Source organism: Actinomadura rugatobispora, assembly GCF_055379765.1.
Map to the genome: position 1 here is coordinate 5268478 of NZ_AP029191.1, position 15065 is coordinate 5283542.

The following is a 15065-nucleotide window of genomic DNA, read 5'->3' on the forward strand; positions in this document are numbered from 1 at the left end:
GAATGATCAAGGCCCGGAGGGTTCCCCCCGGGCCTCGCTCATTCGGTGTTTAGAACAGGCCCCTGCGGCGGCCGGCCTTCTGCAGGAACTCGTCGAGCTTCTGCTCCCAGTTGGTCTGCTCGACGGTCGCGTAGTCGACGGTGAAGCGGCTGAACGCGTCGTGCCCCTCGGTGAACGCCCCGCCCCGCTTGTCGAGCTCCAGCACGACCTCCATCGACTGCGGGTACGACACGAACGTGACCTCGAGCTGCTTGATGCCCCGCGCGTACTGCGACGGCGGGTAGTACTCGATCTCCTGGTAGAACGGCAGCTCCTGGTGGACGCCCCAGATCCGGCCCTTCTCGCAGTCGGCGTTTCGGAACTGGAAGCCGAGGTTGGAGAAGGCCAGCAGGATGCGCTCCTGCGCGGGCAGCGGGTGCACCGCGATCGGGTCGAGGTCGGTCGCGTCCACGGCCCGCGCCACCTCGAGCTCGGTGGCGACGCCCACGGTGGTGCCGTGCAGCGCCCGGCCGTAGAAGTGGGTGAGCGGCGCCTCCCACGGGATCGGCAGCTGGAACGGGATGCTGTGGCGCGCCCCGTCTTCCAGCTTGAACGCCCCCGCGATCGGCAGCTTGGCGTACTCCAGGTTGGACGAGTACTCGTTGTCGCCGGACTCGATCTCCACCCGGGTCTTCAGCGCCAGCTTCACGCCGATGATGTCGGAGTCGTGCTCGCCGCCCACGATCGTCACCTCGCCGGTGACGGTGCCGCCGGGCGTGGTGTTCGGGTTGTGCAGGACGGTCTCGACCTGGGGGCCGCCGACTCCCATCGCCTGCATGAGCTTCTTGAAGACCAAGGTTTCCTCCCGTGCCGTGGACGCCTTCCCGTTCCCCGCGCGTCCATGTCGGTTTGGCGTGCTTGTTCGGATAGACGCGTTGGGGGGAGGCTACGTTCCACCTGCGTGACTCGCAGCGGAACCGCCCCATTCAGGACGGTCCGGCGGACGTCAGTGCGCGCCACCGCCGGCCAGGTTGAGACCGACCACGCCGATCACGATCAGCGCGAGCGCGCCCAGCTTGAGCGGGGTGACCCGGTCGCCCATCAGCACCATGCCCAGCACGGCCGTGCCGACGGCGCCGATGCCGACCCAGACCGCGTACGCGGTGCCGACCTCCAGCCGGTTCACCGCCATGCTGAGCAGGCCGAAACTGGTCACGGCGAAGACGAGGAATCCGATCGAGGGGACGAGCTCGGTGAAGCCCTTGCTCTGCTTGAGGCAGAGCGCCATCGCGACCTCGAACAGACCGGCGACGACGACGAGGACCCAGGCCATGATCTTTCCTTCCGGACGGGTATGCCTTGCCCGCGCGTCGTCTTTGCCTGCCGGGTACGGCGCGCACCTCGTCCGGGAAGGCCGGGAACGGCCCTCACCTGGATGCTAACAAGCCGAAAACACAAGAACTTCCGGCGGCGGGCCGATGGTGAGGCGGTTCACCATCGGCCCGCCGCCGGAAGCCTGGCGTGTTTCAGGAGATCAGTTCCTCCCGAGGGCGCGGTACTCCCAGCCCGCTGCGCGCCACTGGGCGGCGTCGAGGGCGTGGCGGCCGTCGACGATCCGCTTGTGCCGGACGACCTCGGCCAGCGCGTTGGGGTCGATCTCGCGGAAGTCGGACCACTCGGTCAGCAGGACCACCACGTCGGCGTCCTCGGCGGCGTCCAGGGCGCTCTCGCCGTAACGCAGCTCGGGGTAGGCGCGTCGGGCGTTGTCGAGCGCGGCCGGGTCGAAGACGCGGACGTGGCCGCCGAGGCCGTGCATGGTGCGGGCCACGTCCAGGGCGGGCGCGTCGCGGATGTCGTCGGAGTTGGGCTTGAACGCCGCGCCCCAGGCGGCGATGCGGCGGCCGGAGATCTGCCCGCCGAGCAGCTCGCGTACCAGGTCGACGGTGCGGGCGCGGCGCCGCCGGTTGATGTCGTCCACCTCGCGCAGGAACGACACCGCCTGCCCGACGCCGATCTCCTCGGCCCGGTGGGCGAAGGCCCGGATGTCCTTGGGGAGGCAGCCGCCGCCGAAGCCGAGGCCCGGCTTGAGGAACTTGCCGCCGATCCGGTCGTCCAGGGCGAGGGAGTCGGCGAGGTCCTTGATGTCGGCGCCGACGGCCTCGCAGACCTCGGCCATCGCGTTGATGTAGGAGATCTTGGTGGCGAGGAAGGAGTTGGCCGCGACCTTCACCAGCTCGGCGGTGGCGAGGTCGGTGCGGATGACCGGGGTGCCCTGGTCGAGGATGGGCTTGAACGCGGCGCGCAGCCGCTCGTCCGCCCAGTCGGAGGCGACGCCGAACACGAGGCGGTCGGGGCGCATGGTGTCGTCGACGGCGAAGCCCTCGCGCAGGAACTCGGGGTTCCAGGCCAGCTCGACGTCGGTGCCGGCCGGGGCCAGCTCCTGCACCAGCGAGGTGAGGCGGGCGGCGGTGCCCACGGGCACGGTGGACTTGCCGACGACCAGGGTGCGCCGGTCCAGGTACGGGGCCAGCCCGCGGACGGCGGCGTCCACGTAGGTCAGGTCGCAGGCGTCCGATCCGGGCATCTGCGGGGTGCCCACGCACACGAAGTGGACGTCGCCGAACCCGCCGGCCTCCTCGAAGGAGGTGGTGAACCGCAGCCGCCCCGACTCCAGCGCCTTGGCCAGCAGCTCGGGCAGTCCGGGTTCGAAGAACGGTACCTCCCCCGCCGCCAGTTTCGCGATCTTTCCCTCGTCCACGTCCACGCCGAGGACCTCGAAGCCCAGGACGGCCATGCAGATCGCGTGTGTGGCACCGAGGTAGCCGGTGCCGATGACAGTGAGCCTCGGAGCCCCCGTGGGGTTCATGTGCCTTCTCCTTGCTGTGCGGTCGTTGAAGTCGTTGGAACGGGGCGGTGCTCAGATCAGGAGCAGGCGCCCTTGTTGAGCAGCCGGCCGCCTGTGACGCGGTTGTCGCAGGCCACCCGGTTGCCGTCGGAGAAGAGGTTGAAGCCGACGCCCCGGCCCCCGCCGAGGTCGACGATGTTGCCGCGGAAGGTGTTGCCGGTTCCCCAGCCCCGATACTCCTCGTGTGCCTGGAACCCGTCCTTGACGGTCCTGGACCCGCGGTTGCCCTCGATCACGTAGTTGTTGCCCTTGACGTCCACCCACGAGTCGTTGACCTTGTCCCCGGACAGCCGCGAGCCGTCGAAGACGTTCCCCGCGATGCGGCCGCCGGAGGTGCCCTCCTTGATGTCGACGGCCTCCGCGGTGGTGCCCTGGATGCGGTTGGCGGCGACGAGGTTGTTGTCGCTCTTGTCCGGCTGCCCCTGGGTGAGCTGGGCCCAGTTCTTGTGGGACGAGCCGAGGTAGACGCCCTCGCCGAAGCGCGGGTTGGAGCGTCCGGTGCCGGTGATGGTGTTGTGCGTGACGGCGTTGCCGGTGCTGAACCGGCGCAGGTGGATCGCCTCGTCGCCGGTGTCGCGCACGGTCAGGCCCTGGAGGACGGAGCCGGACGAGCCGTCCAGCATCACGCCCTTCTGGCTGTTGCGGACGGTGAAGCCGACCAGCCGCCAGTGGCTGGCGCCCTCCAGGTGGAAGCCGTAGCCCTTGCCGGCGTTGCCGCCGTCCAGCACCGCCCCGGCCGGTCCGCACACGAAGATCGGCTTGTCGGCGGTGCCGGAGCGCTGCGTGCGGTACTGCCCCGGGTAGGTGCCGGGGGCGAGTCGGATGACGTCGCCGGGGTTGGCGTCGTTGAGCTTCTCCTGCAGTTCGACGGGCGAGCTGACGGTCGCGGTCGCGTTCGGGCAGGTGATCCGGCCGCCCATCGCGGGCAGCGGGAGCGTCTGCTGCGGGCCGGTGGGCCCGCCAGGGCCGCCGGGCCCGCCGGGGTTGCCCGCGCCGGGGGTGGCGCCCGGTGCGGCGCCGGGTGCCGGGCCGCCCGCGGGCGGCGCGGGGAGCGGGGCGTCGCCCGCCGCCGGCTCGCCGGAGCCGCCGTCCCCGCTCCCGGTGGCCACCAGCACGACCGCGCTGGTGGCCACGGCACCGGCGACCAGCAGGCCGGTGAACTTCCAGTCGATTGCCACGATCTACCTCGTGCCGCTCCGGGCCGGCCCGCGGCCGGTCAGGAGCAGCCGCCCTTCTTGGTGAGCTGCCCGCCGGTCACCTTGTTGTCGCAGGCGATGGTGTTGCCGCCGACGGTGTCGTTGATGCCGACGCCGTTGCCGCCGGCCAGGTCGATGGTGTTGCGGCGGAAGACGTTGCCCTTGCCCCAGCCGTCCACGATCTCGTGCGTCTGGAAGCCGTCGGCCGGGGTCTTGGTGCCGCGGTTGTCCTCGATGACGTAGTTGTTGCCCTTGACGTCGATCCAGGAGTCGTTGTGCTTGTCGCCGCCGGTGACCGAGCCGTCGAACACGTTCCCGATGATCTTGCCGCCGGAGGTGCCCTCCTTGATGTCGATCGCCTCGGCGGTGGCCCGGATGACGTTGCCGCGCACCACGTTGTTGTCACTGTTGTCGATCTTGCCGCCGGAGAACCGCTTCCAGTTCGACTGCGCGGTGCCGAGGTAGACGCCCTCGCCGAACTTCTCCCGGCGTAGCCCGGTGTTGTAGATCTTGTTGTACTGGACGCTGTTGCCGGTGGAGAAGTTGCGCAGGTGGATGGCCTCGTCGCCGATGTCGTGCACGGTCAGCCCCTGGATGATCGACCCGTTGCTGGTGTCGGCCATCACGCCCTTCTGGCTGTTCTTGACGGTGAAGCCGATCAGCCGCCAGTGGCCGGCCTTGTTCAGGTGGAAGGCGTAGCCCTTCTTCACGCCGCCGCCGTCGAGCACCGCGTTCTGGTCGCCGCACAGGAAGATCGGCTGCTGCGGGGTGCCGGAGGCGGTGGCCACGAACTTGCCCTCGTAGGTGCCGGCGTTCATCTTGATCACGTCGCCGGCGGCAGCGCCCTTCAGCGCCTGCTCCAGCTCCTGGGCGTTGCCGACGGTCTTGGTCGGGTTCGGGCAGGAGATCTTGCCCGCGCCCTCGGGCACCGGCAGGGTCAGCGGGGCGCCGGGCTTGGCGCCGCCGCCGTTGCCGCCGTCACCGCCGTCGCCCTCGTTCCCGTCGCCGCCGTCCCCGTCACCGCCGTCGCCGCCGTCGGGGGACGGCGCGGGACCGGGGCCGTTCGCGGAGGTGTTGGACGCCTTGTCGTCGCCGGTCACCCCCGTCACCAGGAACACCAGCCCGGCCACGACCAGCGCGCCCACCGCCAGCCCCACCAGGAACTTCACATCAACCTTGATCGTCATTGCCGCACCACTCCTTCGATGATCGCTCTGTGCCCCGTACCGCCGTCACGGGCGGGCGCCCGCCCCGGCCCGCTCCGCGTCGTGCCCGGGAGCCGCGGAATCGGTGGCGGTGCGGCGCAGGAGCCGCACAGGACGATCCTCAAGCTTGCTCTGGTTCTCGTACGGGTGGGAACCGCGCCGCCCGATCCGCATCCCGGCGTCCCGGGAGCGGTACATGGACACGGCCACGAGCAGGAAGACCAGGAACCAGATGATGTTCATCGGCTTCAGGAGCCGCTTGACCCAGGTCCAGAAGCCGGCGGTCTTGTGCCAGCCCTTGGTGTTGTTGTTCGCGTTGACGTAGGCCCCGGTGGCCCGGTCGACGTCCATCACGCTGGTCCCGGTGCCGCTGAGCGTGTTCCCGGTGATCTGCGTCCCGGCGACCGCGCCGCGCAGCGTGAGCCCGTGCCGGGAGGCCGACTGCACGGTGTTGCCGTTGATGGCGCCGCTGGAGTCGCGCAGGTAGAGGGCGGTGTCGGTGCCGCTGATGACGTTGCCGGCCACCGTCGCGCCCGAGACGCCGTCGCGCAGCACGATGCCCTGCCGGGACGGGTTGCTCACCTGGTTCCCGGAGATCTGCATCCGGGTCGCCTTCTCCCGGACGACGACGCCCATGTCGCCGCCGATGATCCGGTTGTTCTGGACGGCGGTGTTGTCGCCGCCGAGCAGCTCGACCCCGTACCGCTTGTTGTCGCGGGCGGTGCTGCCGCTGATCAGGTTGCCGCCGAAGGCGGTGATGGACTCGCCGGACGCGGACGCGCCGTCGGCCAGCGGCTGCCCGTTGAGGGTGTAGCCGTTGCCGCCGTTGCCCTGGGAGGTGCAGTTGGTGACCCGGACGCCCTCGGTGCCGCGCGACAGCACGAACCCGTCGCCGCGGCTCTTGGACACCGTGGTGTTCTCGATCACGGTGTTCTTGGCGAACCGGTGCAGCAGCAGGCCGTGCACCAGGCTGCCATCGATCCGGTTGTTGGTGATCTGGGTCTGGTTGGACGCGGTGACGAACAGCCCGTAGGCGTTGCCGGTGACCCGGACGTTGTCGATGGTGCCGCTGACCAGGTTGGCCTGCGGCACGTAGAAGGTGGCCCCGCCGCCGCCCGGCGCGGCGCCGACCTGGATCTCCTCCCGCGTCCCGCTGTTGGTGTCCTGGCCGCCGCTCGGGAGCTGGATCCGCCGCGCCGGCGCGCCCGCCTGGACGCGTTCGGCGGCCGAGTCGGGACGGTCGGTGCCGGTCAGCGCCAGCCCGCCGGTCCGCCCGCTCCAGAAGCCCAGGTTCGACACCTCGGTGTACTTCATGCTGAACTCGCCGCCGATGGCCCTGATGTAGGACCGCCCGTCCGACACCTGGGTGTCGGGCTGCCGGGTGTCGTCGTTCCAGCTGAGGAAGCGCACCGGGTTCTGCGCCGAGCCGTTGATCCGGACGCTGGCGCCGGAGCTGACGATCGAGGTGAACTGGCCCGGCACGCTGCGCATCCGGATGGTCAGCGGGCCGGAGGCGTTCTGCAGGATCAGCTTGGCGCCCTCGACCGCCAGGATGTTCATGGTCAGCAGGTAGGAGCCGTCGGACTGCTTCTCCAGGACCCGCTTGTTCTCCAGCTCCGCGACGTAGTACGGCTCGCGGCGCTGCGGCAGGACCAGGGTGCGGCCGTTGGCGGAGGCGGCGTTGTAGGGCTGCCGCACCTGGGCGGCGCGGGCGCCGCCGTCGGCCAGCTGCGAGTCGTGGTTGGCGCGCACCTGCATGATGCGCGTGTCCTCCTGGTCGACCAGGGTCGACTGCTGCCGCGCGGAGGAGGACGTCACCTCGTTCACGGCGGGCATGCCCTGCCCGTCGCCGGAGAAGTAGGTGCGGTAGGCGTAGGTGCCGCCGCCGGCCAGGCTGAGGACGAGGATGGTCGTGACGACCTTCCCGAACGAGCCCTGCTTGGCGGGCGGCTCCTCCACCTTGGACGCGTGCGCGCCCGGTTTCGCCCTCGCCATGTCACCTACCCCCTCGGTCGGGCTGCGGCATGCCCTGGACGGGCGTGGCGTGCGCCGGCTGGTGCCCGGGCGGCTGCTGGTGCCCGGCGCCGTTGCCGGCGCCCTGCGGCACCGGGGCGGCCATCGGGGCGGCCATCGGGACGGCCGGCTGCGGCGCGCGGTGCTGCGGCGCCCGGCGGGCGCCCCGGCCGTTGCCGTTCTGCGGGGCCGGCTGGCCCTGCGCGTTCGCCGTGGCGTGCCGTCCGGCGACGGGCTGCCCCGGCATGTTGGGCTGTCCCGGCAGCGGGAAGCCGCCGGTGTTGGTGGCACGGCCCGCGACGGGCTGCCCCGGCATCATCTGCTGGCCGCTGCCGGGCCGCTTCGGCAGGCTCCACACCTGGCGCTTCTCCATCGCCTGCTGCAGCGAGTACGGGTGCACGCCGGTGCGCCCGATCCGGACGCCGCCCCCGCCCCGGGCCCGCAGCATGGAGATGATCACCATGAGGAACACCGCGGCCCAGATCAGGTTCATCGGCTTGGCGTACCGCTTGGCCTTCATCCACAGCGAGGCGGTGTCGTGCCAGCCCTCGGTGTTGTTGTCCTCCTTGCGGACCGTTCCGTCCGAGCCGGAGGTGCTGACCGCGCTGGTGCCCGAGCCGCTGAGGGTGTTGTTGCGGACGGTGGAGCCGTCGTTGTCCCCCTTGAGCGTGATGCCGTGCGCGGTGGCGCCCTGCACCACGTTCCCGACCATGGAGGCGTTCGCGTTGCGCAGGTAGATGCCGGTGCGGGCGCCGACGACGGTGTTGCCGGCCAGGCTGGCGTCGCGGACGCCGTCGCGCAGCGCGATGCCCTGCCGCACCTGCTTCTGCAGCTGGTTGCCGGAGATCTGCACGTCGGTGGCGCCGTTGCGGACGACGATGCCCATGTCGCCGCCGATGACCCGGCTGTTCTGCACCGACAGCTTGTCGCCGCCCATGAGCTCGATGCCGTAGTGGCCGTTGTCCTTGGCCAGGCTGTTGGTGACCGAGCTGTCGCCGAAGCTCTCCAGCGACTCGCCGGACGCCGACGGGCCCTTGGCCAGCGCCTGCCCGTTGAGGGTGAAGCCGTTGTGGCCGTTGCGCTCGGCGGTGCAGCCCGTGACCCGGACCTTCTCGGTGGCCCGCGACAGGACGAACCCGTCGCCGCGGCTGCCGGTCACGGTCGTGTTCTGGATCGTGGCGTTCTTGGCGAACCGGTGCATCAGCACGCCGTGGACGAGGCTGCCCTCGATCCGGTTGTTGGTGATCTGGGTCTGGTTGGAGCCGGAGACGAACAGCCCGAACGCGTCGCCGACGATCGTGCTGTTGTCGATGGAGCCGGTGACCAGGTCGGTGGCGGGCACGTGGGTGGCGGTGCCGCCGGGCTGCTCGATCTCGATGTCGCCGGGGCCGCCGCCCCCGGTGGTGTTGCCCTGCTGGTTCTGCTCCAGCCGCTTCTTCTTGGCCTCGTGCCGCTGCTCCTTGTTGAGCCGCTTGACGGCGTTGGCGGGACGGTCGGTGCCGGTCAGCGCGATGCCGCCGGTCCGGCCGCTCCAGAAGCCGAGCTGGGAGACCTTGGCGTACTTCATCTTGAACTCGCCGCCGACCGCCCGGATGTAGGGGCGGCCGTCGGCGACCTGGACGTCGGGCCGCCGGGTCCGCGAGTCCCAGCTGTCGATCCGCACGGGGTTCTGCGCGGTGCCCTCGATCTGGAGGGCACCGCCGAAGCTCACGATGGAGCTGAAGGAGGTGGGGCTGCTGGCCATCCGGATGTGCAGCGGGCCGGCCGGGTTGCTCAGGACGAGCTTGGCGCCGTCCGCGACGAACAGGTGGGCGGACAGCATGAAGGAGCCGTCGCCGAGCCGCTGGAAGTACTTGCCGCCGATCTTCTGGAGGTCGGCGACGGTGTAGGGCTTGCCGCTGGCGACGGGCGGGAGCACCAGCGTCTTGCCGTGGCTGGACCCGAAGACCTGGGGCCGCTTCCACGTGGTGGTCTGGTCGCCGCCGATCTGCAGGATCGCGGCCAGCACCGAGCGGACCTGCATGATCCGCTGGTCCTCCTGGTCGACCAGGGTGGCCTGCCGCTTGGCGTCCTCGACCGGGCCCGCGTGGGCGGCCGGGATCGGGGCGACCGGGGCCAGGCCGGCCGGCAGGGTCAGGCCGGCGCCCAGCGCGAGCCCCAGTCCGAGGACCCTGCGGCGCTGCGGAACGATCACGGGGAGCCCACTCCCTGCAGCGAGCCCGCGGTCTGGCCGGCGCCGCCGATCTGGTCGGCGCTCCGGGTCAGCCAGCCCTGCTTGTTCATCGTGAGGAACGCGTAGAGCTTGATCGGCAGCGAGATCATGATGATGACCAGCGCGGTCAGCGGCAGCAGCAGGATCTCCTTGGGGTGCCGGCGCAGGTGGGACCAGCCGCGCACGCCGCGTCCGAACAGCACCCAGCCGATCGCCAGTGCGATGCCCAGCGGGTGCAGGTTGTCCAGGATCCGGCTGAAGATCAGGTAGGCGAGGGTGACGCCCATGGTGACCGGCGTCAGCAGGATCTGCAGCACGGTCACCTTGGTGACGAACGGGGTCTTCCACAGCCAGCCCTTCCACAGGGCGGTGAGGTAGCAGCGGTAGGAGTTGCGGCTCCAGCGGATGCGCTGCTTGACGAAGGCCCGGAAGGAGTCGGGGAACATCGAGATCGCGCGCGCCGACGACTGGTGCACGGTCTTGTAGCCCTGGGAGAGGGTCAGCCAGGTCAGCCGGCCGTCGTCGCCGGCGATGCAGCGGCGGCCGAGGAAGAACTCGTTCTCCAGGTTCTCCACCACCGGCAGGATCACCGAGCGGCGGTAGGCGGCGGTGCGGCCGGACAGGCAGGCCACGCCGCCCTTGGAGCCCATCGCGGGGACGTAGTCGTAGTAGCGCAGGTTGACCAGCCAGTCGGCGATGCGGCGCCAGACGCTGGTGGTGCGCTGGTAGACGTTCTGCTGGGTGCCGACGCCGCCGACCTGGGGGTCCTCGAACGGCATCTGGACGGCGTCCAGCAGGCCGGGCTGCCACCAGGTGTCGGAGTCGGCGAAGACGACGATCTCGCCGCGGGCGGCGCGGATGCCGACGCCGAGGGCGGAGCGCTTGCCGGAGTGCTCGTACACCAGCACGTGCAGGCGGGGGTCGGTGACCTGGGCGAGCCTGCGGTGGGCCTCGGTGTCGCCGACGTCGACGACGATGATGACCTCGCTGGGGTTCTGGGCGAGCCAGCTCTCCAGGCAGCGGATGAGGATCTCGGGGTCCTCGCGGTAGGAGGGCACCACCACCGAGACCGTGGTGCGGAAATTGTTGACGACCGGCTTGTCCATGCGGCTCAAGATCACCCGGTACAGCCAGAGCCCCCAGACCAGCAGTCCGGCGAAGCCCAGGGGGACGAATTTGCGCCAGTCGCCCCCCGCCGTCGCCCCCGCTATCGCCTCCCAGGCGTCTGCGAGCCACCCCGTGACAGACGACAAGACTCCTCCTTCCGTGGGCCCGAGGAGAGCTCCTGACCCTTGCGACCCCGTGCCACCTCCAGTAAGAGTGACGACCCTACGGAAAGGTTCAGTATTGCCAGATGCGGCCAGGGAGGTCCGGAGAGGCGGTTCTGATACCGGTTTGTCGTCTTCGCCGTCAAGCGAATGTCGCGAAAAGTCGAGAAATCGACGCATCGGCAATCGGACGGCTGTGCGCCGGACACATTTCCGAAACTCCTGACAATGGTCACCCTCATTGTCGGGGGTGAAATGTTCGGTTTGTGGTGATTCATTGGAACGTTCAAGACTCTGGACATGTGACCAGTTGGCAACTGTGAGTTGCGTCACGTCCTACGTTTGACCTTGATCGTGTCCGACATGTGGATGTTTGAAATCGTCCGATCCGTTGTGGTTGCAACCCGGTTACCAGCGGGTAGCATGATGTCGAGTTACCCACCAGTACGTGCGCGGGGCCCAGGAGCGCCGCCGGACAGACGGAGTGTTCGATGGGGCACTACAAGAGCAACCTCCGGGACCTGGAGTTCAACCTCTTCGAGGTCTTCGGCCGCCAGGACCTGCTCGGCAGCGGTCCCTACGAGGACCTGGACGAGGACACCGCGCGCAGCATCCTCGAGGAGGTCAACCGGCTCGCCGAGGGCCCGCTGGCCGAATCCTTCGAGGACGCCGACCGCCACCCGCCGGTCTTCGACCCCGCCGCGGGCACGGTCACCATGCCCGAGAGCTTCAAGAAGTCGTTCAAGGCGTGGATGGACGCCGAGTGGTACCGGGTCGACCTGGCCCCCGCGTTCGGCGGCACCGGCGCCCCGCGCAGCCTCGTCTGGGCGCTGGCCGAGCAGGTCCTCGGCGCCAACCCGGCCGTCTACATGTTCTCCTCGGGCCCCGGCTTCGCCCAGATCCTGTGGAACATCGGCACCCCCGAGCAGAAGCGGTTCGCCGAACTCGCGGCGGAGCGGCAGTGGGGCGCCACCATGGTGCTGACCGAGCCGGACGCCGGCTCCGACGTCGGCGCGGGCCGCGCCAAGGCCGTCCAGCAGCCCGACGGCACCTGGCACATCGAGGGCGTCAAGCGCTTCATCACCTCGGCCGAGCACGACATGTCCGAGAACATCTTCCACCTCGTGCTGGCCCGTCCCGAGGGAGCCGGAGCCGGCACCAAGGGCCTGTCGATGTTCCTGGTGCCCAAGTACCTGGTCGACCTGGAGACCGGCGAGCTCGGCGAGCGCAACGGCGCCTACGTCACCAACGTCGAGAAGAAGATGGGCCTCAAGGTCTCCACCACCTGCGAGCTCACCTTCGGGGAGCGGCACCCCGCCGTCGGGTACCTGGTCGGCGACGTGCACGAGGGCATCAAGCAGATGTTCCTCGTCATCGAGTACGCCCGCATGATGGTCGGCACCAAGGCCATCGCCACCCTCTCCACCGGCTACCTCAACGCGCTGGAGTACGCCAAGGAGCGGGTGCAGGGCGCCGACCTCACCCAGATGACCGACAAGACCGCGCCCCGCGTCACCATCACCCACCACCCGGACGTGCGGCGCAGCCTCATGACCCAGAAGGCCTACGCCGAGGGCATGCGGGCGCTGGTCCTGCTGACCGCCTCGTACCAGGACGCCGTCCAGATCGCCGAGCACGAGGGCCGCAGGGACGAGCTGGCCGAGAAGGTCAACGACCTCCTGCTCCCGGTCGTCAAGGGGTTCGGCTCCGAGCGCGCGTACGCCCTGCTCGGCTCCGAGTCGCTGCAGACCCTCGGCGGCTCGGGCTTCCTGCAGGACTACCCGATCGAGCAGTACATCCGCGACTCCAAGATCGACACCCTGTACGAGGGCACCACGGCCATCCAGGGCATGGACCTGTTCTTCCGCAAGATCCTGCGGGACAACGGCGCGGCCCTCCAGCACCTGGCCGGCGAGATCAGGGCGTTCGCGGGCAGCGAGGCCGGCAACGGGCGGCTCAAGAACGAGCGGGAGCGGCTCGGCCGGGCCCTCGACGACGTCCAGGGCATGCTGGAGCCGATGATCGGCTGGGCGCTCGCGTCCATGGAGGACGGCAAGGAGATCTACAAGGTCGGGCTCAACAGCTCCCGGCTGCTGCTGGCCCTCGGCGACGTGATCGTGGCCTGGCTGCTGTGCCGCCAGGCCGAGGTCGCCCTGGCCAAGCTGGGCGGCGAGGTGTCCGGCGCCGACCGCGACTTCTACACGGGCAAGGTCGCCGCGGCCCAGTTCTTCTGCGCCACCGTGCTGCCCCGGCTCGCGGCGGAGCGCGCCGTCGTCGAGGGCACCACGCTGGACATCATGGAGCTGCCCGAGTCGGCCTTCTGAGCCTCGCGCGAGCACCGCGGACGGCACTCCCGGCCCGGCCCCGGACCCTGTCCGGGACCGGGCCGTTCCGGTGTCCCGGTCTGAGGGCGTGAGGCACCGGTTGGGAGGAATCGGACGGTACGGCGGCCGCGGGCTCTATACGCTGGCCGGGAATGCCAGCGCCCCGCACCCGTAGCCCCCTGCCATCTCGACAGACCGGAGTGTCCATGCCGGCTCGCAAGTTCCTCCTCCCCATCGCCGTACCGCTGACCGGACTGATGGTCGCCACCGGGTGCTCGGGGTCGGACGGTACGGAGAAGTCCGACCCGCCGACCACCAAGGCGGGCGGGTCGAGCGGGGCGCCGCAGACCGGCGGCAGGCTCGTCAAGGAGGGCTGGTTCGGCTCGGCCGACGGGCTGCGCGCCCGGGTGGAGATCAAGGGGCTCGAACGGCAGGGCGCCAAGTCGGTGCTGCGCTACGCGGTGACCTCGATGGACTCGGCCGCCAAGTCCGTCCCGTTCGGGGTGACGCTGCTGGACCCGGTCGGCCGCAAGCTGTACCGGCCGACCGGCACCCCCGCCGGAGGGGGCGGGGCCGGCGCCCCGGCGGGCGGCGCGAGCACGCCCACGGACGGCGCGAGCACGCCCGCAGGCGGGGCGAGCACGCCGGCGGGCGGGGCGAGCACGCCCGCGGCCCCCGCGGCGCCCGCGGCGGCGCCCGCACCCGTGCAGTTCGCGCCCGGCGCGACGCAGGAGCTGACCGCCGACTTCCCGCCGATCCCCTCGAACGTCCAGAAGGTCACCGTGATCACCACCGGGACCGCGGGCGAGTTCACCGGCGTCCCCGTGACCGGCACCGGGCCCGCCCCCGCGGGCGACCAGCCCGCGCCCGCCCCCGCGGGCGACCAGCCCGCGCCCGACGGCCCGGCCGACGCGAACGCCAACCCCGCCGACCTGTACGACATCACCGAGGGCGAGATCAAGGACGTCACCTCCAGCGGCTCCGACGTCAAGATGAACCTGCGCACCGACGTGCTGTTCGACTTCGACTCGGCCAAGCTGTCCGGACGCGCCAAGCAGGTCCTCGACCAGGCCGCCCAGGAGATCCGGGAGAAGGCCGACCCGGGCAAGCGGCCGCTCACCATCAACGGCCACACCGACAGCAAGGGCGCCGACGACTACAACCTCAAGCTGTCGCGGGAGCGCGCCGAGGCCGTCCAGAAGGAACTGCAGAACCGCCTCGGCACCACCTTCAGGTACTCCGCGCACGGCAAGGGCGAGGCCGAGCTGATCGCCAAGGAGGGCGGCTCGGACGACGCCAAGGCCCGCTCCCGCAACCGCCGCGTGGAGATCTCCTACGTGGTGCGGCAGCAGACCGCGGGCGCCACCGGCACCTCCACCGCCGCCGCCGACGGCCGCGGCGGCACCGTCCAGCCCGCCGCGTTCCGCGCGCAGGACGGCAAGACGGTCGCCAGCCGGTTCGGCCGGTTCGCCGGGGCCAAGCGGCGGCTGGACGTCAAGCCGTTCTACCGCGACGGCGCCTACCTGGTCGCGGTGTTCGAGCTGGTCAACGAGGGCCCGGGGACCACGCCCCCGGACGCGGCATACCCGCACAAGGACTACCTGGGCGGGGCGTTCACCTCGTTCTCGGTGCTGCTGCCCGGCGGCACCGACGTCTACCGCGCGGTACGGATCGGGGCGCCCGCCGCCAACAGCGCCACCTACGTCGACCCGGGCCGCGCCGTGTTCCGGACCGCGGTCAACGAGCCGGTGCGCGGATTCGTCTACATTCCGGCGCCGCCCGGCAACCCGAGCACGGTCGTCTTCGACGGCGGCCCGTTCGGGAAGACCAACAACGTCCCCGTCTCCTGACCGCGCCCTGATCGGGACGGCGGCGATCGTGACCCGACCGAAGTGATCGCCGCACGTGTGACCGGCGATCCGGGCGGATAGTTAAAGAACACGGGTCCGGACCGTCTGGCGGA

The 15065-nt window shown here is 70.5% G+C and carries 10 protein-coding genes and 1 riboswitch; of the genes, 2 read left to right on the forward strand and 8 right to left on the reverse strand.

Annotation, left to right across the window (positions count from 1 at the left end):
• Positions 1 to 49 precede the first annotated feature (49 nt).
• The 8 genes from ACZ466_RS23360 to ACZ466_RS23395 all read right to left on the reverse strand — a co-directional run bounded on the left by ACZ466_RS23360 (position 50) and on the right by ACZ466_RS23395 (position 10763).
• A complete protein-coding gene (locus tag ACZ466_RS23360) occupies positions 50 to 835 on the reverse strand; it encodes a sporulation protein (protein ID WP_378286079.1) in 786 nt (261 codons plus the stop codon).
• Between the two features lie 150 nt (positions 836 to 985).
• Positions 986 to 1312 carry a DMT family transporter gene (locus ACZ466_RS23365; protein ID WP_378286080.1) on the reverse strand — a complete coding sequence of 109 codons (327 nt, stop codon included), beginning with the start codon at positions 1310 to 1312 and terminating at the stop codon, positions 986 to 988.
• Positions 1313 to 1343: 31 nt separating this feature from the next.
• A riboswitch (guanidine-III (ykkC-III) riboswitch) is annotated at positions 1344 to 1410 on the reverse strand.
• A gap of 103 nt (positions 1411 to 1513) precedes the next feature.
• Positions 1514 to 2845, reverse strand: coding sequence for a UDP-glucose dehydrogenase family protein (locus ACZ466_RS23370; protein WP_378286082.1), 1332 nt, complete (start codon positions 2843 to 2845; stop codon positions 1514 to 1516).
• A 56-nt stretch (positions 2846 to 2901) separates the two neighbouring features.
• Positions 2902 to 4062 (reverse strand): right-handed parallel beta-helix repeat-containing protein, encoded by a 1161-nt coding sequence (locus ACZ466_RS23375; RefSeq protein WP_378286083.1) that lies wholly within the window; start codon positions 4060 to 4062, stop codon positions 2902 to 2904.
• A 38-nt stretch (positions 4063 to 4100) separates the two neighbouring features.
• Positions 4101 to 5267 carry a right-handed parallel beta-helix repeat-containing protein gene (locus ACZ466_RS23380; protein WP_378286085.1) on the reverse strand — a complete coding sequence of 389 codons (1167 nt, stop codon included), beginning with the start codon at positions 5265 to 5267 and terminating at the stop codon, positions 4101 to 4103.
• A gap of 45 nt (positions 5268 to 5312) precedes the next feature.
• Positions 5313 to 7280, reverse strand: a complete 1968-nt coding sequence (locus ACZ466_RS23385; protein ID WP_378286086.1) for a right-handed parallel beta-helix repeat-containing protein — start codon at positions 7278 to 7280, stop codon at positions 5313 to 5315.
• Between the two features lies 1 nt (position 7281).
• Positions 7282 to 9492 carry a right-handed parallel beta-helix repeat-containing protein gene (locus ACZ466_RS23390; RefSeq protein WP_378286087.1) on the reverse strand — a complete coding sequence of 737 codons (2211 nt, stop codon included), beginning with the start codon at positions 9490 to 9492 and terminating at the stop codon, positions 7282 to 7284.
• Positions 9489 to 10763, reverse strand: a complete 1275-nt coding sequence (locus ACZ466_RS23395) for a glycosyltransferase family 2 protein (protein ID WP_378286088.1) — start codon at positions 10761 to 10763, stop codon at positions 9489 to 9491. Before ACZ466_RS23395 ends, ACZ466_RS23390 begins: the two co-directional genes overlap by 4 nt.
• A 506-nt stretch (positions 10764 to 11269) precedes the next feature.
• Here ACZ466_RS23395 and ACZ466_RS23400 point away from each other — a divergent pair.
• Both ACZ466_RS23400 and ACZ466_RS23405 read left to right on the forward strand, forming a co-directional pair.
• Complete coding sequence (locus ACZ466_RS23400; RefSeq protein WP_378286089.1) at positions 11270 to 13102, forward strand: acyl-CoA dehydrogenase; 1833 nt, start codon at positions 11270 to 11272, stop codon at positions 13100 to 13102.
• Positions 13103 to 13308: 206 nt separating this feature from the next.
• Entirely contained in the window at positions 13309 to 14952 is a 1644-nt protein-coding gene (locus ACZ466_RS23405) for an OmpA family protein (RefSeq protein WP_464043940.1), read from the forward strand.
• Positions 14953 to 15065: the final 113 nt, after the last annotated feature.

What these genes read in the sequence shown, in the direction of transcription:
- ACZ466_RS23380 (WP_378286085.1), bottom strand. Translation starts at nt 5,267, where the DNA reads ATGACGATCAAGGTTGATGTGAAGTTCCTGGTGGGGCTGGCGGTGGGC.
- ACZ466_RS23365 (WP_378286080.1), bottom strand. Translation starts at nt 1,312, where the DNA reads ATGGCCTGGGTCCTCGTCGTCGTCGCCGGTCTGTTCGAGGTCGCGATG.
- ACZ466_RS23370 (WP_378286082.1), bottom strand. Translation starts at nt 2,845, where the DNA reads ATGAACCCCACGGGGGCTCCGAGGCTCACTGTCATCGGCACCGGCTAC.
- ACZ466_RS23405 (WP_464043940.1), top strand. Translation starts at nt 13,309, where the DNA reads ATGCCGGCTCGCAAGTTCCTCCTCCCCATCGCCGTACCGCTGACCGGA.
- ACZ466_RS23400 (WP_378286089.1), top strand. Translation starts at nt 11,270, where the DNA reads ATGGGGCACTACAAGAGCAACCTCCGGGACCTGGAGTTCAACCTCTTC.
- ACZ466_RS23385 (WP_378286086.1), bottom strand. Translation starts at nt 7,280, where the DNA reads ATGGCGAGGGCGAAACCGGGCGCGCACGCGTCCAAGGTGGAGGAGCCG.